24 protein-coding genes are annotated in these 24,034 nt (G+C 42.1%); 4 read left to right on the top strand and 20 right to left on the bottom strand.

Annotated elements, in window-relative coordinates; all coding sequences use genetic code 11:
* Window positions 1-35: 35 nt before the first annotated feature.
* Window positions 36-1,430, top strand: a complete 1,395-nt coding sequence (locus P1X15_RS02580) for an NADH-quinone oxidoreductase subunit N (RefSeq protein WP_277336575.1) — start codon at window positions 36-38, stop codon at window positions 1,428-1,430.
* Window positions 1,431-1,473: 43 nt separating this feature from the next.
* Here the strand turns inward: P1X15_RS02580 and P1X15_RS02585 are convergent, their stop codons facing one another.
* The 18 genes from P1X15_RS02585 to P1X15_RS02670 all read right to left on the bottom strand — a co-directional run bounded on the left by P1X15_RS02585 (window position 1,474) and on the right by P1X15_RS02670 (window position 19,250).
* Window positions 1,474-1,851 carry a hypothetical protein gene (locus tag P1X15_RS02585; protein ID WP_277336576.1) on the bottom strand — a complete coding sequence of 126 codons (378 nt, stop codon included), beginning with the start codon at window positions 1,849-1,851 and terminating at the stop codon, window positions 1,474-1,476.
* Window positions 1,852-2,862 carry a 2OG-Fe(II) oxygenase gene (locus P1X15_RS02590; RefSeq protein ID WP_277336577.1) on the bottom strand — a complete coding sequence of 337 codons (1,011 nt, stop codon included), beginning with the start codon at window positions 2,860-2,862 and terminating at the stop codon, window positions 1,852-1,854.
* Between the two features lie 20 nt (window positions 2,863-2,882).
* Complete coding sequence (locus P1X15_RS02595) at window positions 2,883-5,315, bottom strand: outer membrane beta-barrel family protein (RefSeq protein ID WP_277336578.1); 2,433 nt, start codon at window positions 5,313-5,315, stop codon at window positions 2,883-2,885.
* Between the two features lie 41 nt (window positions 5,316-5,356).
* Window positions 5,357-6,082 (bottom strand): HlyD family efflux transporter periplasmic adaptor subunit, encoded by a 726-nt coding sequence (locus P1X15_RS02600; protein WP_277336579.1) that lies wholly within the window; start codon window positions 6,080-6,082, stop codon window positions 5,357-5,359.
* A gap of 24 nt (window positions 6,083-6,106) precedes the next feature.
* Window positions 6,107-8,407 carry a peptidase domain-containing ABC transporter gene (locus P1X15_RS02605; protein ID WP_028667588.1) on the bottom strand — a complete coding sequence of 767 codons (2,301 nt, stop codon included), beginning with the start codon at window positions 8,405-8,407 and terminating at the stop codon, window positions 6,107-6,109.
* A 77-nt stretch (window positions 8,408-8,484) separates the two neighbouring features.
* Window positions 8,485-9,534, bottom strand: coding sequence for a hypothetical protein (locus P1X15_RS02610; protein WP_277336580.1), 1,050 nt, complete (start codon window positions 9,532-9,534; stop codon window positions 8,485-8,487).
* Window positions 9,535-9,545: 11 nt separating this feature from the next.
* Entirely contained in the window at window positions 9,546-10,904 is a 1,359-nt protein-coding gene (locus P1X15_RS02615) for a radical SAM/SPASM domain-containing protein (RefSeq protein WP_277336581.1), read from the bottom strand.
* Between the two features lie 68 nt (window positions 10,905-10,972).
* On the bottom strand, window positions 10,973-11,173 hold the full coding sequence (locus P1X15_RS02620) for a hypothetical protein (protein ID WP_277336582.1): 201 nt from the start codon (window positions 11,171-11,173) through the stop codon (window positions 10,973-10,975).
* Window positions 11,174-11,251: 78 nt separating this feature from the next.
* Complete coding sequence (locus P1X15_RS02625) at window positions 11,252-11,446, bottom strand: hypothetical protein (RefSeq protein ID WP_028667591.1); 195 nt, start codon at window positions 11,444-11,446, stop codon at window positions 11,252-11,254.
* 65 nt (window positions 11,447-11,511) lie between these two features.
* On the bottom strand, window positions 11,512-11,718 hold the full coding sequence (locus P1X15_RS02630; protein ID WP_028667592.1) for a hypothetical protein: 207 nt from the start codon (window positions 11,716-11,718) through the stop codon (window positions 11,512-11,514).
* 92 nt (window positions 11,719-11,810) lie between these two features.
* Entirely contained in the window at window positions 11,811-12,014 is a 204-nt protein-coding gene (locus tag P1X15_RS02635; RefSeq protein ID WP_277336583.1) for a hypothetical protein, read from the bottom strand.
* Window positions 12,015-12,232: 218 nt separating this feature from the next.
* Window positions 12,233-13,444, bottom strand: coding sequence for a radical SAM protein (locus P1X15_RS02640; RefSeq protein ID WP_277336584.1), 1,212 nt, complete (start codon window positions 13,442-13,444; stop codon window positions 12,233-12,235).
* A complete protein-coding gene (locus P1X15_RS02645; protein ID WP_028667594.1) occupies window positions 13,441-13,641 on the bottom strand; it encodes a hypothetical protein in 201 nt (66 codons plus the stop codon). The genes P1X15_RS02640 and P1X15_RS02645 overlap by 4 nt, the downstream gene beginning before the upstream one ends.
* A 19-nt stretch (window positions 13,642-13,660) precedes the next feature.
* A complete protein-coding gene (locus P1X15_RS02650; RefSeq protein WP_037327995.1) occupies window positions 13,661-13,864 on the bottom strand; it encodes a hypothetical protein in 204 nt (67 codons plus the stop codon).
* 130 nt (window positions 13,865-13,994) lie between these two features.
* The gene (locus P1X15_RS02655; protein WP_277336585.1) at window positions 13,995-17,027 is read right to left on the bottom strand and encodes a lantibiotic dehydratase; all 3,033 of its coding nucleotides are present in this window, start codon (window positions 17,025-17,027) and stop codon (window positions 13,995-13,997) included.
* Window positions 17,028-17,053: 26 nt separating this feature from the next.
* On the bottom strand, window positions 17,054-17,191 hold the full coding sequence (locus P1X15_RS02660) for a hypothetical protein (RefSeq protein WP_277336586.1): 138 nt from the start codon (window positions 17,189-17,191) through the stop codon (window positions 17,054-17,056).
* Between the two features lie 159 nt (window positions 17,192-17,350).
* Window positions 17,351-18,121, bottom strand: a complete 771-nt coding sequence (locus tag P1X15_RS02665) for a LytTR family DNA-binding domain-containing protein (RefSeq protein WP_277336587.1) — start codon at window positions 18,119-18,121, stop codon at window positions 17,351-17,353.
* Entirely contained in the window at window positions 18,105-19,250 is a 1,146-nt protein-coding gene (locus P1X15_RS02670) for a sensor histidine kinase (RefSeq protein ID WP_277336588.1), read from the bottom strand. Before P1X15_RS02670 ends, P1X15_RS02665 begins: the two co-directional genes overlap by 17 nt.
* 277 nt (window positions 19,251-19,527) lie before the next feature.
* Here P1X15_RS02670 and P1X15_RS02675 point away from each other — a divergent pair, with 277 nt between their 5' ends.
* The 3 genes from P1X15_RS02675 (at window position 19,528) to P1X15_RS02685 (ending at window position 22,278) form a co-directional block, all read left to right on the top strand.
* Window positions 19,528-19,704 carry a hypothetical protein gene (locus tag P1X15_RS02675; RefSeq protein WP_169579805.1) on the top strand — a complete coding sequence of 59 codons (177 nt, stop codon included), beginning with the start codon at window positions 19,528-19,530 and terminating at the stop codon, window positions 19,702-19,704.
* Between the two features lie 72 nt (window positions 19,705-19,776).
* A complete protein-coding gene (locus P1X15_RS02680) occupies window positions 19,777-20,148 on the top strand; it encodes a helix-turn-helix domain-containing protein (RefSeq protein WP_277336589.1) in 372 nt (123 codons plus the stop codon).
* Window positions 20,149-20,301: 153 nt separating this feature from the next.
* A complete protein-coding gene (locus tag P1X15_RS02685) occupies window positions 20,302-22,278 on the top strand; it encodes an alpha-1,4-glucan--maltose-1-phosphate maltosyltransferase (RefSeq protein WP_277336590.1) in 1,977 nt (658 codons plus the stop codon).
* Window positions 22,279-22,296: 18 nt separating this feature from the next.
* On the opposite strand, the gene P1X15_RS02690 is transcribed toward P1X15_RS02685, so the two are convergent.
* Window positions 22,297-22,521, bottom strand: coding sequence for a hypothetical protein (locus tag P1X15_RS02690; protein WP_028667600.1), 225 nt, complete (start codon window positions 22,519-22,521; stop codon window positions 22,297-22,299).
* Between the two features lie 110 nt (window positions 22,522-22,631).
* Window positions 22,632-23,831, bottom strand: coding sequence for a glycosyltransferase family 9 protein (locus P1X15_RS02695; RefSeq protein ID WP_277336591.1), 1,200 nt, complete (start codon window positions 23,829-23,831; stop codon window positions 22,632-22,634).
* Window positions 23,832-24,034: the final 203 nt, after the last annotated feature.

Below are 24,034 nucleotides of genomic sequence, written 5' to 3' on the forward strand. Positions count from 1 at the left end.
GTAAATGTTAATCTTTAACAATTAACGAAAACAAAATGCTTCCAATCATACTTCTTTCTATACTAGGTCTTTTAGTTTTGTTTTTGGGTTTCCAAAAATCCAAAACTCTTTTATTACCTGCTACCCTTTTGGTATTGGTAGTAGTTTTGATAACCAATTTCCTCAACTGGAATGACGTGCCTTCGTTGTATTTTAAAGGTATGCTTTACGAAAACAAACTCACTATGGCTTTTTCGGGCATTGTGATTTTATCGGCGTTTTTGATTGTAGCCTTGACACGTGGATTTGTAGATGACGAAAGTGCCCAACCTGCCGAGTACTATGCTTTAATGCTGTTTTCGTTGGTGGGTGCAATCATGATGATTGGTTTCGAGAACCTTATTATGTTGTTTGTAGGAGTGGAAATCTTGTCAGTATCGATGTATGTATTGACAGGCAGTGACAAACGTAATTTGCGCTCAAATGAAGCGGCTCTCAAGTATTTTTTGATGGGTGCTTTTGCTACCGGTATTATGCTCTTTGGAATGGCGCTGCTTTATGGCGCTACAGGTTCTTTCAATGTAACGGCGATTAAGTCTTATGTACTTACCAATGCTACACCGTCGATTATATTATATGCTGGCTTATTGATGTTGTTGATTGGAATGCTTTTCAAAGTATCGGCGGCACCTTTCCACTTCTGGACTCCCGATGTATATGATGGGGCACCTACTATTTTTACGGCATTTATGTCAACGATTGTAAAAACAGCGGGATTTGCTGCGATTTACCGTTTGCTTGCTGGGTCGTTTTCTGGTATTTATACCTTTTGGTGGGCTACTTTGGCGGGGATTACCATCCTTACACTATTGGCTGGCAATGTCACCGCTGTATACCAGAAAAGCTTCAAACGCATGATGGCTTATTCAAGTATTTCTCATGCAGGCTATCTGTTGCTTAGTGTGACGGCGCTCACTAGCCACTCCCAAAGTGCCATTGTGTTTTATTCACTAGCTTATTCGCTAGCTACTATTAGTGCTTTTGGAGTGCTGATGATTGTTGCTAAAGAAACAGGGGTACATTCTAACGAAAAATCCGAAAGCTTTGAGGCTTTCAATGGTTTAGGTAAGAAAAACCCGCTTTTGGCATTTGTGTTGACTGTATCTATGTTGTCTTTGGCAGGGATTCCGCTTACAGCTGGTTTTTGGGGTAAATTCTTTATCTTCTCTAGTGCAGTAGACCGAGGTTTGACATGGATTCTGGTCATAGCGGTATTGATGTCGACAGTAGGTATTTATTATTATTTCAGAGCTATTATTGCTGCTTACATGCGTGAAGGAGAGCTTGCTGCCATTAAAATATCTCCCTTTTATCGTCTAGTGCTGATTGTTACGACTGTTATCACGTTGGTATGTGGTCTCTTGCCCGATTTTTTGAAGGGTTTAGTATAGTATCAGATAGTATAGTTATATCAACAAAAAGCGGAAGCATTCATTAGCTTCCGCTTTTTGCGTTTCTTACTTTTTCGATGCCTTCTAAAAATCGGCTATATGAGAAGGGTTTGTGAAGCCAATCTACGTATTGAAAAGGGACTTCTTTTAGCATTTCTTCAAACAGCGCTGAGGTGATGATAACGTTTGAATGGTACTTAACAATAGGAAGTAAAATCGGGGCCACTACAATCGGTGTTGCTCTTACTTCCCAAAAAAGAATATCAGGATTTTGTTTTTCTAAAAACACATGAACATCGTCTTGCGAACCGCAGGTCCAGGCCAATGCTAGACCCTCGGTTCGGCGGATAAAAAAATCCATTAGAGCAGCGGCGGGTGGTTCAAACTCAATCACCCCGCAAGACAAAATTGGCAAGGTCATTCAAGGTACAGCAGGTTGATTTCTTACCCAAATATTGCAACCGTATTTGGTGCCATTCGCAACGGGGAGGCCTGCGTGGGCAGATTGGAGCAATATCGACTGGTCGATACGATTCAAAAAATATAAGGCACGTCCTTTTTGAGGTTCTACTTTTAAATTAAGTTCAGGAAAAAATGTCTCGCCACCACTAAAATCATCATTTAGATATACCAACATGGTATGAATACGGTGATTGGAGGCTCCCGCATCAAAATGTGGCTTAAATTGCTGCCCTTTGCTGTATTTGACACATTGAAGGTTTTCAATAAAATTGACTGGCACGTTTAGTAAATCGCTCACTTTTTGCAATATCGCTTTAAATTGCGGATTTTGACGCTCTCTAATACCCGCCGAATAACTCGTGCGGTCGGCAGAGACGTAGCTTTCGTTGGCATATGCTTCTACTTCACTTCTTACAAATAGATTTTTTTCTTCGCAATATTGAATAATATAATCGCAGGTATCATCACTCAAAAAATGGTCGTAAGTGCGAATGTGATTTTGGAGATAATTTTTCCGTAGTAGACTTTCTGTGTCTTCTTCAGCTATGCCATGTATTGAGTCTAAAGAATGAGGCACGGCCCGCAAAAGTGCTCCACTCCATTTGGTGGCAAATTGGTCAAGTGGTTCGACGGTTTCACCCCCATAGGGCGAGAAATAAGAGACGAACCCCTCGGAGATTGCTGTAATGATGATAAAATACTGGTCGTTTTCAAAACCCTTTAAAAAAGATAAGAGAGGGAAGTGAAGCTGTTCTAGAGAAGCCAAGGAAACCTTAAACATTTTAGTAGAACAGTTCCAATGTTGTAGTAAAAGATTGATGTCGTTTAAAGAAACAATGGGATAACGTGGTAGTTTTTGTACAGCCTCACGAATAAGTGCTTGGTTGGAATAAGGAATTATTCTTTTCACAAATTCTTGAATAAGAAGTACATTAGGACACTGTAGCGGAGTGATGACGGTCGTTTCCATATCAAAAAAATGGTTAAAGGTTAGCGAGTTCTGCTTTCTTCTTCGGCGCTACCGTTGGCGCGGTTTTTACGTTTGAAGGCCGATTTGCCAAATTTGTAAGTAAGACGTACACCAAAGTTTTGCACATTACGGGTCTGTAAAGTGTTGACATCTACATTCAAAAACTGTCCATAAAAAGCTTCGCGATAGGTATTGAAGAGGTCATTGAAATTGAGCTGGGCGGTGAGTTTGTTGGCCCAAAAACTTTTTTGAACCCCCACCGAAACTACCCCATAGCTTTTGACGCGATAAAACTGATCGGCTGAAGGACCTTGGTAGTAATAGCTCAGCTCGATAGTGCAATTGTTTTTGAGAGAGAAATACTGGCCGCCTCCGTAGTAGTAAGTCCAGATTCGATTGTCGAATTGTCCCGTCAGAAAACTTGATGCTACCTGACGGTGCATGATAAGTAGGTTGTTTTGTAGAGACCAAAACTTTGTTATTTTGACTGGTAAAGATAAGTCAATATTAAACACATTTTGCGTGTTGAGATTGACACGTGTATAACGAATGATCTTGGTGGCGTCATCTTGAATGGGCATTTGCACAATGATGTCCGTATCATGCACATAGCTTAGACCCGCATTGAAGTTTTTGAAGCTATAGCTCAATTCGGCTGTGTTGCGCATGGTAGGCAACAAAAATGGATTGCCTTCGATATAGGTGAAAGGGTCGGTATAAAAAGTAAAGGGGTTGAGATCCGAAAATGAAGGTCGGGTGAGTTTGCGGGCATATCCTAAGCTGATATTTTGGTTGTCGTCGAGGCGGTAACTGGCCTGAAAGCTAGGGAGCCAGCGTAAATAAGAGCGATCTACGACCGACGCAAGTGTGAGAGAATTGCCACGGGTTTGGGTATGTTCGAGGCGTAAACCTGCTTCAACAGTAAATTTTTTCCATTCTTTTCCCAAAATAACGTAGGCGGCTGAAATCTGCTCGTTGTAGCGAAAACGATTGCTTTTGGAAGCATCATATCCCCAGCCCCCTAGCGAAAGCGTATCATAGCGTAGGGCATCGTCACTATTTACCCAACTAAATTTGGTTCCAGCGGCCAACTGAAGTGTTTTGGACAAGGGGTGCGTATAATCAGCACGAATCGAACGAATACTTAACTCCGATGTACCATCGCCCATTAGACGAGAAGTGGATATGACAGTGGAGTTATCGTTGTTGAGAAAGCGGTTTTGAATGTCCTGATTTTCGGTGCGTGAGTATTTGCCATAATCCAAATCAATGGTTAATTGATTGTTTTTAGGGCTGAGCGTACCTCGATAATTGAGATTGAGAGAGCGGGTAGGCCCTTTGATGGTATTTTGATTGAGGGTCTGGATGTTTTGTCGTGCAGTGATGATGTTTTGGGCATAAGTATCAAGATGGGTCAAGTTGTCACTCAAATCGGTGCGATTTCTAAATACCCCTTTTGCAATAACTCCAATAGTATTTTTAGGGTTGATTTGATAATCAGCTCCTACGCGATAAGTGACTGGCTTTGAATCATAGTGAATGAAAGCATTGGGCGTCATAAGAGTATAGTTGTTTCCTTGCCCGATGCGTCGAAAACCAGACATATTCAAAAAGTCGTTGTCGTTTCGGTGGCTTACTACTCCAAAATACGTCCACTGGCGTGTTTTATAAGTGGCACTTAGGCCAGTTTCGTAGCCACTAAATTGTCGATTTTGATTGAAGCCCCCGTAAGCTATGCCAGTCCAACCCAGGTTTTTGTCACGTTTGAGTTTGATATTGATAACCGCTCTTATTTCACCTTCAAATCTTGCACTGGCGTTGGAGACGATTTCTACTTTTTCGATGTCAGAGGCGGGAATATTCCTTAGTTCTTCGGCACTAAGTGGCTGAGGACGCCCGTCGAGCATTACCAAAGGTGCGTACAAACCTTTGATGCTAATTCCTCCACTGGGGTCAACGATAAGGCTAGGAGAGCGTTTTAGAACATCGATAGCATTGGTAGATGTTTTGAAAACGGCGCTGTTGGCTACATTTACAATCAATTTTCCGTACTCACGTTCGAGCAATGGACGCTCGCCTTTTACCACCACCTCTTGTAAATTTCGGGCTTCAGATTCAAGAATGAATTCGCCTATTGATAAAGAAGGAGAACCATTTTTTACTTCCAAAATAGAAGAAATAAAAGCTTTGGAACCCATGTTGGAGATCTTTACAAAATATTGACCTGAGCGAATCCCTACCAATTCAAAGGTGCCTGTAGTGTCAGTAATAGCTCCTTTGATAAAACTAGAATCAGCGGCTAGTAGCATGACAGTCGCAAATTCAATAGCATGACGTTTGTCGTCAAAAACCTTTCCTGTCAAAGTCGTGCTTGACGAATCGGCAAGTACTTGTGCCTGGGCCAATATCCGCCCTGCTAGTACCATAAAAACAAGAATGATTAGCTTTTTCATACCCATGTGAGAGTTGAATGATTGATAAAAAATCTAAGAAGCTAGATGATTGACTTGAAAATGCGACTGAGAAGCCGCTCGTCATCAAGCATAATTTCGGCTGTTCCTTGCAACAAAGGCTGGATTGGGAGTTTGTTGCCAGTATTGGTAACAAGACCATTGCTAAGGGTGACATTGGCACGGTAATGATTATCAAGAGATACCGGTACTACCCCTGAGACATATCCTTCCAAAAAACCATACTGATTGTCGGGATAAGGATCGAGTTTGATAAGTACTCTTTGCCCTTTTTTCACTCGTCCAGCTCCTTTGATGGGGAGTTTGAGCTGTACTTCGTAAGACGTCACCGTCGGTACTACCAGAAGCATAAAAGCTTTGGGATTGTTTTCGACTCCTTTGATGAGATAAGTTTTTCCCGAAACACGCGCCCGGACAGGCTTGGTAGTTTTGTGAGCCGCATCAATTTCAGACACCAAAGTGTCGCCTACTTTAACTCGTTGGCTGTCTCCCACATGAGTACGATAAGTGACGAGAGGGTCTGTGATGTACCAAATGATTTTTTGGGGTTGATCTTTGGCATTGATGAGGGCTTGGGCGTTGAGGCTGTCAGGGTAGCGAATAGTGTGCGAGACGAGCACCAAAATGGCGATAACCCCTGCTAAGATTGTAATCCCCCATCTAATGATCCAATGAGGTACATGACCGATGATTTCTTGCAGTTCGCCGCTATGAAGCTCATAGCGATTATGAATATCTGACTGTGGCATAGTAATAGTGCGTTTGGAGGCTGATTAACTCTCGGCCAGTTCGAGTTGATTTTTCACAAGTTCAAAATAAGCACCTTTGCGGGCGGTAAGTTGGGCATGATTTCCCACTTCTTTGACCATACCATCTTCCAAGACTACGATTTGGTCGGCGTTTTTGACCGTGCTTAAGCGGTGAGCAATCACTATTACGGTGCGGCCTTTAAAGAAACGTTCGAGATTTTCCATGATGACCCGCTCGTTGTTGGCATCTAAGGCGCTGGTGGCTTCGTCAAAAAATAAGTAAGTGGGGTTTTTGTAAACCGCTCGTGCAATAAACAATCGTTGCCGTTGGCCGCCGCTAAGACCTGCCCCAGTATTCCCTATTTTAGTAACAAATCCTAAGGGAAGCTTGCGGATATAGTCTTGAAGATTGGCTACCCTGACCGAATCCCAAAGCCGGTCTTCATCGACAGTATTGCCATCGACCGCTATATTGCGAGCGATAGTATCCGAAAAAATATACCCATCCTGCATAACTGTACCACAGCCTTTGCGCCATTCTTTGGCCGATAAGTCGAGTAAGTTGCAGTGATTGACGATGATTTCGCCTTCCGAAGGCGCATAAAACTTCAGAAGAAGTTTGAGAAGGGTAGTTTTGCCACTTCCACTGGTACCCACAATAGCCGTCACCTTTCCTTCTGGAATGTGTAAATTGAGATTTTTGAGAACCAAAGAAGAGTGCGGCCCGCCATAGCGAAACGAAACATTGCGAAGCGTAATACCACGGCGATGTGATACCGCAGCTAAGGTATCATCATCAAAATAGAGTGCCTCGGTAGATTCTGCCATAGGTGTTTCGTGCTGGAAAACTCTCCCCAAAAGCTTTTCTTCGTCGATTTCTTCATCGGGTTTGTTATGAATTTCGCCTAAGCGGTCGAGGCTGATTTTTGCATCTTGTACACTTCTAATAAACTGCATGAGTTGGCTCAGTGGGCCGTTCATTTGTCCGATGATGTACGAAATACTCAACATCGCCCCTAGCGTAATTTGGTTGTTGATGACCAGCATCGCCGCCAAATACGAAATCAAAATGTTTTTGAGCTGGGTCACAAAAGAAGCGCCTACTTCTTGGTATTGTTCAAGAGCTAGGCTTTTGATATTGATTTTGAAAAGTTTGGCCTGAATTCGTTCCCATTCCCAGCGGCGGGCTTTTTCACAATTGTTGAGCTTGATTTCTTGCATACCCGTAATAAGCTCATAAATCGTGTTTTGGTTTTCGCGCATTCGCTGGAATCTTCTGTAATCCAAATCCTTCCGCTGACGTAAGAAAAACATAATCCACCCAATCGAAATGAGACTCCCAATGGCAAACACCGCCAAAAGCTGTGTGCCATAAATGCCAAGAATGACGGAGAAAATCACCAAGTTGACAACCGAAAAAAGAGTATTGAGAGAGGCACCAGTCAAAAAAGATTCGATGCGGTGATGGTCTTGAATACGCTGCGAGATGTCGCCAATGTTTTTGGATTCAAAAAAACTAATCGGCAACTTCATGAGTTTCATCAGAAAGTTGGAAATAATCGTGACACTCACTCGCGTACTAATGTGGAGCAATATCCAGTTTCGGATGAGATCGACGGATACATTGCCAATAAAGAGCAACAACTGCGAAAGCAGAATGAGATGGATAAAGGAGACATTGTGCCGATGAATCCCAAAGTCGATTAAACTTTGGGTTAAAAAAGGAAATATAAGGCTGATGACACTGCCCAAACACATCCCTAAAAGCACTTGTGTGATATGTCGCTTATAAGGATTGAGGTATTCAAATAAAAATTTAAAACCCGTCTTTCGTTCTTTGGTTTCTTCGCTGAGTTGATAAAACTCAGGAGTAGGCTCTAGAAGTAAGGCAATTCCGCGACCGTCGTCGGCGGCTCCCCAGCATTTCATAAAAGTGGCTTTGTCGAGGTTGACCATACCGTGGCTAGGGTCAGCTACGAGGAGCCGTTCGGCTTGTTCTTGACGAAAAGGCAAAAACCGCCAAAAATCTCTTTTTACTTCATACAGTACCACAAAATGCTCTTGATTCCAGTGTAATACACAGGGGAGAGGGGCATCTTGAGTGAGTTGTTTGTAAGAGAGTTTGGCACGAAGGGTTTTGAAACCAATTTTTTCGGCAGCTTCGCTAATGCCTAGCAAGCTCACTCCTTGGCGAGTGATGTAAGAATTAGCGCGCAGATATTCCAACGAATAATCTTTGCCGTAGAAGGCCGCGGCCATCTTCAGACAAGTGGGCCCGCAATCCATCATATCGAGCTGACGGTAATATTTGTAGCGGTTTGCCATAGTGTAAGTGCTTATGCGTAGTTAATTATGAATATTTGACTGATAATCAACAAGATTATCAGTGGCTTGTCGGATACTTAGACAGAAGCCAATTCTTCGGAGGGAGCGAGTGCATTTTTGAAAAAAAGTACACACGAGGCACGTTGGCGAGAAGAAACTTTGAGTTTGTTGACGAATTGCTCGGCGGTACTTTGCCAATGTGTATCATAAAACCCCCCTTGACTCAGGTGTTTGGTGAGCTCGACAAGCAATGCCAATTTATAGATGTCAAAATGAGTCGGTTGGTTTTTGAAGAAAGAGACAGTACGCTGTAAAATATCTTCTGATACTTCTGGTGCATAAAATGCCTCTTTGAGCTCAAACCATTCTAGCATTGCACGTTCATCGGGAGTAGCGGGCTCCCAAAAGGTAAGATTTTTGAACGCTATCTCAAACAATTCACGTTCAGTAGACAGATAATTTAAGAAAATGCTAACAGTTTCACTGCTCAATTGGAGCAGCATGTCTGAACGGAGTTGGACGGGTGCTTGGCGTAGATAGTTTTCTGCCCATTGGTCGCCCAGTGTCGGTATATGTCCATATACCATAAAACGCAACGCTTGTCCAATCACACCAGCAGCTTCTTCTAAGCGTTGTTGCGAAAAATATAGCCTTGCCAGATTGTGCAACTGCTGAATACGGTGGTATTCGAGAATATAAAAACCCTGCGCTGTAAGTAGAGCGTCATTGCCGATAGCCGAAACAAGCATGGTTTCTGCCTCGGCATAGTTTTTTTGTTTGTAACGTAAATAAGCAATGGCTGGCAATGCCGAAACCTCTACCAAATAAGGAAAAAGTGATAAGTCGGTAGGAGTATGGTGCCTGTAATGTTGTACTTCGTCAAATATACGTTGCGATACTTGAAACTGTCCATTGCGAGCTTCCGCCAGTCCTTTTTCATACCTAGTCCAGAGGTAGCTCAAACTACGCCATTGGGTAGCTGCATAATTTTTGGCTAATTGTGTGAGGGTATCGGCGTAGATATTATCATGGATTAAATCCCGCTTGGTGGAGGAGGTGCCAGATTCTACTTCACTCAGCAACTCTTGCATCTCTTGTAAGAGGGTGGTATACACAAATCGGTTCATGGCTTGGGAGTTTATTGGTTTAGGAGTTCTACCAGTTTTTCTTTGCCTCGTTTTTGGAGAGCATAGTACAGCTTGAGCTTTTCTTCGATATTGAATTTGTTGGTAGGGCAAGGAGCCATTCCTTCACGCCAAGATTTGGGGCAGCCACCACCGCACACAGGAAGCATTCGGCAAGTAGTGCAGGGATAATGTCCGCCTTCGGCTACTTCGTCATGAAACGACAGCAATGGGCGATGCTCGGAGATGGTTTCGAGGCCATTGCTCACATTTCCCAATACGTAGGGGGTGTTTTCGTAAGTCGAGACATACGGTACTTCGGTGCAGTCGAAGACATTTCCAAAAGCGTCAAATACCTCGGCATCGGGAGTTACAGATAAGCATACCACTGGATTGAGACCCGGTAGTAAACGAGGATTGAAACCTAATCTGAACATTTCGAGTATCCAATCCATTTCTTGTTGGGCAAAAGCTTTCTTTTCAAGCGATAGTAAATGAGCGTCGTTGCCCCAAGAGTGAATGGGAGCTACGTAGAAATAAGAGATTTTGTCTTGTAAATTATGATCAGCAAGGAGTTGTAAAAGTGGTTTTACGCTCTCGTTGTTTCGTTCGTCTACATTACACCGAATCGAAATCGAACACCCTAACTCTTTGAAATCTGGTCGGTTATATATTTTTAGAAGATTTTGGAATATCAATTTAAAAGTAGAAAGTCCTTCTTTGGTATGGCGTCGTGCATCGTGGTATTCGGCGGTACCATCAAGGGTTACTTCCATGCTAGTAACACCGTATTTTTGGGCCAATTCTAAGAAAACTGGTTCTTTTAAACTTAGTCCGTTTGTGACGACTTTACTGCTATAGCTGCATCCATGCTTTGCTGCAATCGCCTGAATACGAGGAGTAAGGGCGCGAATCTGAGCATAAGCCATGAGGGGCTCGCCCCCAAACCATGATATTTCTACATGCTTGTATTTTTTCTTTTCAAATTTACTTTCGATACGAGTTAATATACGATCATAATTTTCGGACGATATATAATCTTTGGTATGATTTTGTCCACAATAGCCACAGCCCAATTGGCACATTGCCGTAGGCTGAATAACGTGGTAGAGGGTATTGCCATCAGCCACTGCGGCTTTGTTGCGACCAATGATCGTTTTGAGTTCGTCATTATCTGCCGGAACGATGGCTTCTATTTGTAACATTTTCTCAAAAACCTGATCCTCAATTTCATCCCAAGCACCACGCATTAGCTTGTCGTAGAGGGAATTGGTAATGACCAAGGTACGAGCCGTGCGAGTAGCAAAAAGTACTCGTTTGCGTTCTGTGACAGGTTCGGTCACAACGAGGTATTGTGATAGCTTGAAGTCCATTTTGATTCAGGGATGATTAATGGGTTTTACGAAAGACAGATAGCGGTAATCTGTAAAATGAGATATAATCACTTATGGGAAACGACAGTATTAGGGTCACAGCTGCTGTTGCTTACCGTGCAGCTATCATTTTTGTTGTTGCCAGAGCAGCTAATATTTGTCTCAACGCCTCCCGCTAGCTCTTCGGCTTCTTGGGGAGTGATATCTTCCACATGCTCAGAGGATTGCGATACTAGCTGGTCTATATTACGCTTAGATGGAGTATTCATGGCAGTGATTTTAATTTTAGAAATTAAGTCTTGAAAAGCAGGCGGGGAGTTGGTAGCGTCCCGCCTGCTGCTGCGGTTTTATTCAGCTACCTCGGCTGCTTTAGGACCACAGCCCGTATTGCTGATGGGACATCCTTTGTTGTTGCCAGAGCCACAGGATACGTTGAGTTCGTGACCTCCTGCGAGTTCTTCGGCTTCTTCGGGTGAGATGTCTTCAAAGCCTTCTCCTTGTGATGCGAGTTCGTCGAGTTTGAGTTTAGATGGATTTGCCATGAGAATTGAAAGTTTAGAGATGATTTTATAAATTAAAAAAAGGAACCTCAGTGTTGTAATTCCTATTAAGTGAGGTCAATAGAAGCCGAAGACGGAGGACAACTGTTGTTGCTTACGGGGCAACTGTTGTTTTTGTCGTTGCCAGTAGAAGGGCAGCCCGTATTTCGGTCAAAACCTCCTGCGAGTTCTTCGGCTTCATCTGGTGAGATGTCTTCAAAGCCTTCACCTTGTGATGCGAGTTCGTCAAGGCTAAATTTGGAAGGATTTTTCATGAACTTTTAGATTGGCTGAAAGTGATGATTGAGGGTACTTCTAAAGAACTATCGGCTGGTAAAGTTTTGTTGCCAGCCGATAGGGCTTATCTCTAATTGGCTTCTGCCGCAGCCGGACCGCAGCTCGTATTACTTACTGGGCATCCTTTGTTGTTGCCAGAGCCACAAGCTACGTTTAATTCATGTCCTCCGGCGAGTTCTTCAGCTTCTTCAGGGGTTAGTTCAGCAAATCCTTCTTCTGGATTCTCAGTTCCGTCAAGTTTGTTAAGGATGTCTCCTAGCGATTTCGTTGCCATGATTGAAAGTGGTTTAGAGAAATGAAATAAATGATTTGGGAGGATTATCGGGGCGCCTTTCGATTCAACTCCCTGTCGTTTTGACATTCGAAAATTGGCAGATTAGGCGCGGAACAGAAAAAAAATTAGACGGAGTTTAGAAGATACTCGACGAATTTGAGCCTTCTCAAGAAGCTTTTTTGTATACTCGACGAATGAAACTTGGTGAGTTTAGGGCATTAGGCGTTGTGGTGAAGCTGAAGCAATGCCTCTTGATAAGAAAGTGGCGTCAATTGAGTCTTCTGGACAAAAGATACGGGTAAGCGTTTAAGTAGTTTGTTTTGTATATGGGTAATGAGTTTTAATAAATCCCGACAGTAAACCGAGGGATTATCGAAACCATTACTTGGATGATAGCGATGTACAATAAATCCTCCCCCGCAGACCTCCTTGATAGGGCATCGCCGACAGGCTGAAGGAAGCTCTTGATGGCTCTGAGCACATAGCTGAATCAAAGGTGCTTGTAAGGCCTCTTCCAACGAATGTGTTGTCACATTGTAGCCTTCTTTCGTAATGCCATCTGCGCATACTTTGAGCGAGTCTTGGGCTTCGATACTGCCGTCGGTATCAATAATCAAAAACAAATGAGCATCTCTTCCTACTTCGTCGGCACTGGAAGGTAATCCTAGGATGAGCTGGATAATGTGTTGAAAATAAGGGATGTAAGGTCTTTGGGGGGAGGGGAGTTGCCACCAATCGTCAAACACTACCAAAAGCCAATCGGCAAGGGGCGTAGCGGGGTGGGCATTAAGCCAGGGATAAGAGGTGTGGGTATAGTCGGGAAAGAGAAAATTGAGGAAACGAACTTGGAGCGATAAAAAATGTCGGAATACTTCTAAAGGATTAGTAGTGGGGTCGATTACGCACAAAACCCCCGGATGAAAAGGGAGCGCCGGGTGATTTTGGGCAAGTTTGAGCCCACGTACAGTGTCATGATAGGAGCCTTGGCCCGCAAAATCCACCCGATAAGAGTCGTGTAGATGTGGAGGCCCGTCTAGGCTGAATCCAAGTCGAAACCCCCAATCCCCTAGCTGCTGACACCAATCGGCTGTAAGTAAGGTACCGTTGGTTTGTAACGAAAAAACGGCCTCGGTATAAGAAGGTAACAAACGAGATGCTTGAGCTACAAATTTTTCATAAAAGGCCGGTGGAAGTAGCAAAGGCTCTCCTCCGTGAAATATAAATCGAAAATGCCTAAGACGGTGCCGCCGACAGTAGTGTGCCACTCGCTTCAGAATAGCCTCTACTGTCTCATCGCTCATGCGTTTGGGCTGCGCTTTGTAAGTAGTATCTCCTTTGTTATAAACGTAGCAGTAAGTGCAATTGAGATTGCACCTACTCGTAACTTTGAGTACGAGGCCTTTGATATGAGCGCTTCGGCGACGACTCATTGGTCATTGGTCGGAAATGATTCGGTTTTGGCCTGATTGCTAAGGCCATCTTTAATCCAACCTACATTTTGACCATCAAAATCTTTTTGTGCGCCTCCCGTAATGATGTCTAAGTTATCTTCTTCTAGATTTTTGAGTTCATCCAAGAGTTTTTTATTGGCTTTTTTGGAAGCAGGAAGCGAAAACCACTTTTTCATGACTTATTTATTGTTAAGGTTAAAAATTGATTAACAAAAAAGGTGCTGTCGTTTTGGGGTCTTTGTCTCTGTCAAATTGAGAAGTTGGGGTAAAATCTTTGTCACCTCCTCTTACTTGTAAAGACTCTTCCTCTGAAAGCAGTTCGATAAGGTTGTTGGTGGATTGCATTGCTAAGTCTAAGTCACTAGCTGTTGCTACAAAAAAATTCAGTGTCTTTTTCATAGATAAGGAAAATAGGTTAATGACATATAATATACCACGCCAAACGGATTGTGGTAGCAAGAATACAGTCTAATAAAAAAGCGAAAAAAAAATTTAGACGAATTTTGGGTTCTACTCGACGAATGTAAGCCTACTCTAGAAGTTTGGATTTTCGTTGACGTGCGTTTTCGGAACTATAAAACCTCAGAAGAAAGTGATAAACGATAAGTTCGTGCGTACGAGGCGCATTGGTAAAGAGGCGATTAAGTGAAAGATGAATATAACTCGCAATGACCTCAAAAGCTTGCTTGGATACAGGCAAATACGACTCTATGAAAGCCCTTACTTTTTCCGAACGTTGAAGAAGGATAGACGCCTCTGCAAGATTGGTGTTTAAGAGTGCTTCTTCAATCAAAGAAAACTCTCGGCGGTATTTATCGTTGAGTTGTGTTTTGAGATGGAGAGCATGTTCACTCAAAAAACGACTTTGAAGTAAAGCGAGAATTTCTACTTTTTGATTCAAATCCAACCCAAAATCATCTAACCAATAGCTTACGTTGCTTAATGCAAAATACCCCTTCTGGTTGTCGTCGGAAGCATGGATGAGATAAGCTAAGATGGCCTCACTATCAGCTGTAAAAATCTCCTCAGTGATTTTTATGGGAAATAAATGATAACGTTCAATCTCGCGCTGGTAAGTATCAATTTGCACTTTGTAGATAGTACCCGCATCAAGATAGGTACGCAAAGCAAGATTGACTAAGGAGAAAACATCCGAGTCGCTAGAGTGATGCCTAAAACGCAAACGTAAATGAGGATGAGGGTCGGCAAAGCGTACAAAAAACCATTCGTGGATACAATCGTGAGATTTTAAGGAGAAAATTAAGGTAGGAAGAGCGTGAATGATAAAGTGCTCAATCGTAGATTCTCCCGCGTACAGTTTCAAAGAGAGCCATTCTTCTCCCGGAAAAAAAACTTGTTTTGTGGATACATAATGAGAAAATGGTGGCAGAGGGGGGACGACTTCTGCCGTTGGGTTCCAACACGGAATAATCATCTCATTGGTGTATCTCTTTTGGTGTGGGCCTTGTACCCAGCATTGATCGGGCGATTGTAGCCACTCACTAAGCCTGATTTTTTTATGAGCTTGTAGGGTAGTGATTAGTATTTCTTGGCAAAAAGGCTTTGAAAGATCCAATAGTAGTTCATTGTCGCCTTCGGAAATGCTGATTTTATCGGGAAACAAAGGATACTGTCGAAACCATTCTTTGATTTGCGCAAAAGTCAATGGGGTTTTGAAATACTCTACCGAAAGATGCCAAGTGGCTCTACTCAAAATGACTTGTTTGTAGCGTACGCGGGGCAAAAATGAAAGATGCTCTAACTCACCCCATTGCCAGTAAATTCTCAACCGTCCGTACTGACCCTGTAAGTCGCACAAAAACCGGTACACTCCTAAACCGTTGCGGTAGTTGTGTGCGGTAGATAAGCGAGGAATAATTTCCTTTTGCAGACGTTTGGAACGGACTATAATTCGGTGATTAGAAGTAACCGAAATCATCAAATCATCTAAAGAAATAGTATGGTTATCATCTACGCTACTTTGGCCTACATAAGGGATTTCGTAAGCCCTGAGTTGGGGACGAGCAATGACATTGGAGAGACGGCCTTGGGGCGAATGTACCACCTCCGCAAAAATAGCATGGGGATGTTGGTTTTCTTCTTGCTGAATACAATCACGGACAAGTTTAGTAAGGTGTGAGTCACCGTTACAAAATCTTCCAAGCAAATTGACAGCCGAAGGACCCTCCACCCCATTGAGACAAAAACTAAAATCGCCTGCTTCTAAGGCCTTGATAGATGGACTAAGAAGACTCCCAAAAACAAAAAAAATGCTAGGCAAAGGAGAGGGACTTGAAGAGGACAGCTTGGCCAAGTCGCTTGCTTGTAGCTCTATTTCGGCCTTGTTTTTTTCTATACACTGAGACCAAAGCTGTAACTTATGGGCATCGGTAATATTCCAAGAAGAATTACTTGGCGCATTTGACGAAAAATCTAAATCTTCGAGCCAGCCCGAAAAAGCGGAGTTTTGGCCATAGCCAATCCCAAAGTCATCGTCCAACGCTTGCAAAAAAGCGATTTCGCGGTCTTCGTATCTTTCTCTAAATCGTTTGCAAAAATCTTCTAATGCCTTAGGCAAGGTGGCGGCATTGAGTGGTTCAAGTTCTTGAATCTGGTGAATGAGCGGTTTGACAAACGTATCTTTTAAGGGCAGTGCGTCATTGCCAAAACGCAAATTGATATGAAGCAGATTTCCTTGTGCTAAAGAAGGCTCAATATGAGCCAAATGCGACATGATTTGTTCGCGTCTTACAAATTCGTTGGGCGCAAACTCAAGGTCATGAATGATTGCTTTCAAGGTTTTAACTAGAGGGGAAGTACCTTCAAGCGTCGAAATTTTTTGATAAAGACGCCATAAATGCGGCATACCCGTCACCGTGGGTTCTATTTCCGAAACGAGAAGTTGCTGTTCAATCAGCAACTCAATAAAACCTAAAGCATCTTCAGCAGCGATTTCATCATTGATTAGTAGCCCTACAAGCTCTTGGATAGTAGCTCCAGTTTTTGCTTTTTGAAGCACCGCCTGCAATTCGTCCGAGCGTGACACTTCACTCACAAAAAAACTTTGATTTCCTTCTTCGATTTTACTTTCTGTATATCTTAAATGGCTGTCGATAGCGTAGAGGGTATTGTTAGGAAAAAAAAGAAGGTTTTCATAAATCTTGGGCTCTGCTAGTAAAGCCTTGGTAAGTTGCACCAGAGATTCGCCATCTAGCTGTGCCACCCTTGTGGCTTGCCGATTCTCAAAATTTAAGCCAGAGTACTCACCCCACTGCCCTACGGTATAGCCTGCAAAAAGCCCAAAGGGTGTACAGCGACTAGCCATACGCTGGATATACTTCCAAAAAGATTGTTGAGTTTTGAGTGGTAGGTTTTGTTTTTGAAAACACTCTTCAAGATGTTTGTAAAAGGATGGAGACGCCAAAAGAAGAGCTTCTTTAACAAGCGGAATCGCCCAATAATGATTAAAAAAATCAAGGGAAATATCGGCATCCCAAATATCGTCCAATGGAAGAGATGGCAATCGGGCTACGTAAAATGGAAATAATTGCCATCTCTTCATACCTGCTTCGGTTATCGATTTTTGTTTTACCAGTGCGTTACAATGATAGTAGTACCAGTAGCTGATAGATTTTCTTGGCTGCCTTTCGAGGCTTTTTTGTGGTTGTTGAGTTTAGTAATTGTTCTTTTCTCAAATTTGATTTTAGAAGTGTTTAAAGTTTTCATAGTTTAATAAAATGGTTAAATGATGGAATGGAACATAAGCGCAACAAAACAATTGTTATTCTGAAATATCTGCTAATTATTTAGACTAATGTGGGGCGTTTTTAGACTAATATTGACCTCTACTCGACTAACTTCAGATTTGCTTCGACCAATTTTCCCCTATCTTTTGGTGAGAGAGCCGTTTACAAATTCTTGGACTATTTCACGATAACTCACCCCAATCGGAATCTCTTTCGAAATAGTTGTCTCTAACGTATTTCCTTGGATTACTTTGATGCAACTTTTATTGACGAGGTAGGAGCGGTGTACCCGCAAAAACAAGTCCGAAGGCAGCATTTCTTCCATTTTATTCATGCTTAGGTAAGTTACGATGGGTTTGTCGTTGAGGTATACCTTTACATAATCTTTCATTCCTTCTACAAAAAGAATATCTTCCACCTGAATATGTAGCAACTTCCGTCCTTCTTTAATCCAGATAAAAGCCTTCTCTTTTGACCCTTCGTTTGTCTCAATGGGAGGGAGGGATACAGGCGTTGCTTCTGTTGATTTGGGTGTTTTGTTTTTATCAAATCGTTCGCGGGCTTTATTGACTGCTTTTAAGAATCGTTCGAAAGGAACTGGTTTGAGCAAATAATCAGTCACATCATATTCAAAACCTTCTAAAGCATAATCCCGATACGCCGTAGTTACGATTACTTGTGGACTGTTGCGTGCAAAACTTTTAAGGAGGTCAATACCCGACATTTCGGGCATGTTAATGTCCAAAAAAATCAAATCAGGACTGTGTTGATGAATTGCATTCAAAGCCATGTAAGCGTCGTTACACTTTTGGAGTAAGTTTAAAAAAGGCAACCGACTAATAAAGTTTTCTAATACTTGTTGAGCGGGAGGTTCGTCGTCAACAATGATACAATTAAGGGTGTTTTCCATATAGCTGTAGTTGTAATTCTACCGAAAAAGTATCTTTTTCGTCTTTTATGGTAAATGAATGGGCTGAGGGATAGAGCAGTTGAAGTCTTCGTTTGAGATTGTTGAGGCCGACGCCTTTGGGTTGTTTTGCATAAAACGGCACAAGAGGTTTTGAGTTTTTAACAATAAATATTAAAAGTCCATCTGGAGAAATATGGAGTTGGCTTTGTACCCAAGCGGGCTTAGTTGTACAATGAATCCCATGTTTAAAAGCATTTTCGAGCAATGTCACCAGTAGCAATGGTGGAATCCTGAAAGAATGAGCATTGGTTTTATCATAACTAAAAGCCAAAGTGGCATTTTCGCGTTGACGCATGGCTTCTATACTCATAAAGTCTTCCAAAAAACTCATTTCTCTTGTGAGCGCGATGGTTTCTTGACTAGAGTCATAAATCGAATATTGTAACAACTCTGAAAGCTTAAGCAGCGACATGGCTGTTTCTTCATCTTTTTCGATAGCAGTAGCATAAATGCTATTGAGGGCATTGAATATAAAATGAGGATGAATCTGCGACCGTAAGAAGTCCAACTCAAGTTGTATATTGTCGCGTTCTAGCCTCAGGATACGCGTACGTGCTATCACAAAATCTTTGACAGTCTTTAAAAAAAGTGGAATCGTCCAGTTGGAAATAGTAAAGCTTAAAGTGTACACAAACACATTGACACTAAAAGCGCCCAACCAGAAATTGGATCCATACATATCAAAGACACGTTTGAACTTGAGAGGTAACTCAAAAAAACGTGCTGTCAACATCCCTACTCCATAGCTTCCCCAAGCATTGAACAAATAAATACCTATAAGGTGAAGGATAAAAAAGTGCCATTGGTTATTGTAAATAGTAGGCAATATAAAACTCACAAACCAATAATAACTACCAATGATAATGCCGAGATAGCCTACCCACATTACTACCGCTCCCCACAATGATTGACCGATATTGGCGATGCCCCATATGATTTCGAACCATACTACTGGCGATATCAGTAGCCAGAAAAAGAAATGCAGCCCTACCCGAAACCAGCTATTGGAGGACTCGTTATTGAACCAAGAATTAAATTTTTGACTAAAAGTAGCCACTCTGTTGCCCAAAGAGAATGTTGACGATTTAGTTTGTTTTAGGTCGAAAATGCTGCCTTATAAGCTAAATAAGTGCCTTAAAAGCAAATATCTTCTTTCTTATAGTCATGATTTTGAAGCAGGGCAAGTGTAAATTTAAAGGAATAACTGATTGATGAAAACTCGAAATAGGAATTTTTCAAGAAACTATACTATTTTTAAGTATTTTTTAATATTTTTTTAAGAAAACCATTGTAAATATTAAAAAAGCCTTTACCTTTGTAGAGGAAACCTTAAAACATCACAAAAAATGAAAAAAGCATTCGCATTCTTGTTCGTAGCTGGTATGGTAACTTTGGCTGCTTGTGGCGGTAAAACTGAAGAAGCTGCTACTACTGATACTACTACTGTAACTGTTGATACTACAGCTTCAGTTGATACTACTGCTGTTGATACTACTGCCGCTGATACTTCAGCTGCTCAATAATCGCACGCAAAGAGTACAACAAAACAAAAGCCCCGCGAACTATCGCGGGGCTTTTGATGTTTTGAGGTCAATATGAAACCCCTGGCTGACAAAATAAGACTTCTACGCCTTGAGCGCGGCTTTTCGCAAGAAAACATGGCTGATTCGTTAGGAATCTCAACCACATCTTATGGCGATATAGAGCGTGGCAAGACCGATATTACTTTGTCGAGATTGATGCAGATTGCAGAAATCTATGGTATTACCCTTCTTACGCTGCTGGGTGAGGCACCTACACTAGAGCTAGAAATCCAACATCTCGAATTAGAAAAACTGAAGATAGAGAACGAAAAGCTACGTCTCGAAAATCAGTATCTGCGCGAAAAACTTGCCACCAGAATCATCGTGGACTTGATTCAAGACAAAGACCAAACTTCTCAAGAGCGACGCCGCATCGGTTTTTGAAAAATTAAGTACTCTTTAAGGCTAAATATTTGTGGCTTTAAAGGATTGAGTCTCTTTGAGAAAGTTGATAAATAATACATAAATTGCATGCCCCTACGTTTGTTCACGTTGGGGTATTTTTTTAGGTTTAGGGTCTAAAATTAAATTATACCTATGATGAAGCTTGCCGCTATAAAAGGAAGAAATCGAGTGATTATCGAACGTGTAACTCCCGAATTAGACGGAGGGCGTTTTTTTATCAAGTCTGTACCTCAAGAAACCATTCCGGTCAAAGCCGACATCTTTTGCGATGGTCATGATAAAACAGCTGCTCGACTTCTTTACAAACATCAATCCGAAAATAAATGGAGTGAGGTACCGATGCGCCTCATCAATAATGACCGCTGGCAGGCGGAGTTTATTGCCCAAAAAGAAGGATTTTATCATTATACCATCGAAGCTTGGGTAGACCATTTGGCGTCTTGGGAGCATGAGATTACGCTCAAAATTAGAGATGCCCAGCATGTAAGTAGTGAATTGCTAGTAGGGGCTAATTTGCTTGAGCGGGCCGCCGCTCACGCACCCCAAGAAGATAAAAAGGCAATATTAGAAGTAGTAAAGATATTTCGGGATGAAAGCCGCTACGATGATGCCGTTATCAATGCTATCAGCGAGCGATTGGTGAAATGGATTGATTTGTATCCCATTCGCGAAAACGTAAGCCGCTATCATGAGCTCAAGCTTTGGGTAGACCGCCCTAAAGCCGGTTTTTCTACTTGGTATTCTATGTTTCCTCGCTCAGCAGCTAAAGAACCCGGTCAGCATGGTACTTTTCGAGATGTAATAGATTTACTACCCCGTATTCAACGTATGGGTTTTGATGTACTTTATTTGACCCCTATTCACCCCATTGGAAATCAGTTTCGAAAAGGAAAAAACAACAACGTGCTATGCCAACCCGGCGAGCCGGGGGTGCCTTACGGGATTGGTTCTGAATTGGGAGGGCATGATGCGATTCATCCGGAATTGGGCACCTTAGAGGATTTTAAGACATTGATTGAAGCGTGTAAGGCTCATGGGATGGAAATTGCGATGGATTTGGCCATACAGTGCTCGCCCGACCACCCTTGGGCTAAAGAGCATCCTGAGTGGTTCAAAATTCGGCCTGATGGCACTATTCAGTATGCCGAAAATCCTCCCAAAAAATACCAAGACATCTATCCTATTAATTTTGAAACCGAAGCTTGGCAGAGCTTGTGGGAAGAACTTAAACGCATTATTTTCTTGTGGGCGGAGTGGGGTGTTCGCATCATTCGGGTAGACAATCCTCACACCAAAGCCTTTGCGTTTTGGGAGTGGGTCATTGCCGAAACCAAACAAACATATCCAGATATGTTGTTTTTGGCTGAGGCTTTTACGCGGCCCAAAGTCATGCAGCAGCTTGCCAAAGGAGGATATAGCCAATCTTATACTTATTTTACTTGGCGCAATACCAAAGCGGAGCTAACAGAATACATGACGGAGCTGACGCAGGAAGAAATGCGCTACTATTTTAGACCTAATTTTTGGCCTAATACCCACGACATCAATCCTCCACTTCTCCAAACAGGACATGAACCTAACTTCTTGATTCGCTACTTTTTAGCAGCTACGCTGTCTTCTAATTACGGTATCTTTGGGCCAACATTTGAATACATGGTGCACGAAGCATTTCCGGGAAAAGAAGAGTATTGGAACTCCGAGAAATATGAAATCAAACACTGGGATTGGGAGCAAACCAATAAACTTATTTACGTAATTACGCAAGTGAATCGCGCCCGAAAGGAGAATGCGGCGTTGCAGCATACCAACAACATTACCTTTTGTGAGGTTTATGATGAGCAGCTTATGGCTTACCTCAAGATTCAGGGCGACAATCAAATCCTGTGCGTGGTGAATTTAGATGGATACAATCGCCGGGGTCACATGATTAAGATTCCTATCCAAAAAATAGATAAAGCAGGTTGGGAAGAATACATCGTACATGATTTGTTGACAGACTCTAAATATGTATGGAAAGGTGAAATGAATTATGTCGAATTAGATCCCTATTTCTTGCCCTTTCATTTGTTTAGAATTGAGGAGGTGGAGGCAAAGGAGGTTGGCGTTTAGCCAACCTTTTTTATCTCTTTACCATCCCAAAATCTCAACCGCCGCATAAAGCACTAGCACAATACCGAGACTTGTAAGGCCATACATGATACCATTGAAAGAGGTATCGTGCATGTATAAGATGTACTGAATCAAAAACCCAAGCCCTAGGGTAGCTACTCCCACGCCTCCCACAATCAGCCCCCTTTGGCGTCTTTTGGCAAAATGTGTCTCTTTCTCTTCGGTAGAATTTGGTTGATTCATTGCATGAAAAGGTTTAGAAAAATCAAATTAAATCTTTTTATAGTTCAAATAAAATGATTTTTATCAACCCTCACAACCACATTTAGCGCCCTGTAAGTTATAAAATCGGCTCAATGATGAGATAAATTCAATGTTTGAACCCAATCCATGGCTCGTGTCAGAACATCTGTGTCAAAAGCTTCTACGTACTGACTCACAAAACCGGGTCGCTCGATGCTGAGATTTTTACTAAACACATGGTTGTGAAAAATCAATATCGGAAAATTGGAAAGAGGAAAAAACTGCAAACCTGTTCCATTATAAAAAAACGAAACAGTAGGGCAGTAAATAGAACACAGATGTGCTGGTAAGGATTCTAGTGTGAAAGCAATCGCCGCTTTTTGCGATAGGGAGGCTAATTCGTTGAGATTTAGTTGAGCCACTGCGTCATATACCCGCTCCTGATATGTCGGATAAGCCATTTTTATTTGCTGGAGTAATTCTTTGGTTTGATTTTGCTGCCCACACCCAATCAGCAGCCCCTGTTGTTGACGAAGAATCTTGCCCGCAAGTTCGATCCAAAAATCATTAGGAAGAAATCGACTAGCCGCGCCACTTTCGGGGCATAGTAGTATATACGGTTGTGCTTGGTTCAAAAATGGGAGTTTTTGGACCAAAGTTTGAGAGGCTTTTTCGGGAAAGTTGAAGTAAGGATTTATATCTGCCAAAGTAGCGTTGATGCCTACTGCCCCCAAAACATCTAACAGTAACTCTAAATGATGAAACTCTCGATCAGGTAAAAAAAACTCTTCATCTAGCAGTCCTCCTAAACCGCGCGTACCAAAACCTACGGCTTTTTGAACTTGGAGAAAAGGCAACAAAAACAAAAACGGAGAATCAGAAAATCTTAAATCTATAAAAGCACTATAAGTCTCATTTTTTAACGCCTTAATCGCGCTACGAGTTGTACGGATATGGTCGCGCCACTTAGCGGTTTTACTGATGTTGCGTCGATTGGTATTGGCATGGTTGAGATGAATAATCCTTCGGATGCAGGGGTTGTTCACTAAAATAGGATCGCACCAATCACCCACAACTACGTCGATAGTACATTTATGGTATGCTTTTTGAATAAACGGAAAAAGATACGACATCGTGAGCGCATCTCCCAAGTGCCCCGACATAAGTATCAAAAAACGAGGAGAGTCAACTTTGGGCCTAGAGCGTCGTTTATAGAAAAGTTGAGCATAAATATCCACCAATGAATCCATTAGCCAAAGCGGATAGCTTAAACGGCGAGGGGCACAGTACTTACGAGATTTACCAATCATTGTTTTTAAAAACGCACCAAGGCGTTTGTAATAAATTTATATATAAATAAAATCTGCTGGCACGATAGGGACTTCAAATTAGAGCAAATCAACCGCGTTGTAAAATTAGCAATAGGGCAAATATATCATGATAGAAAGATAGAAAACCTTAAAAGTCTAAGGATGTATTTCTTCAAAAGCACATTCAAATAGACTAGTATTCT

This window comes from Runella sp. MFBS21 (assembly GCF_029433105.1).
Lineage (GTDB): Bacteria > Bacteroidota > Bacteroidia > Cytophagales > Spirosomataceae > Runella.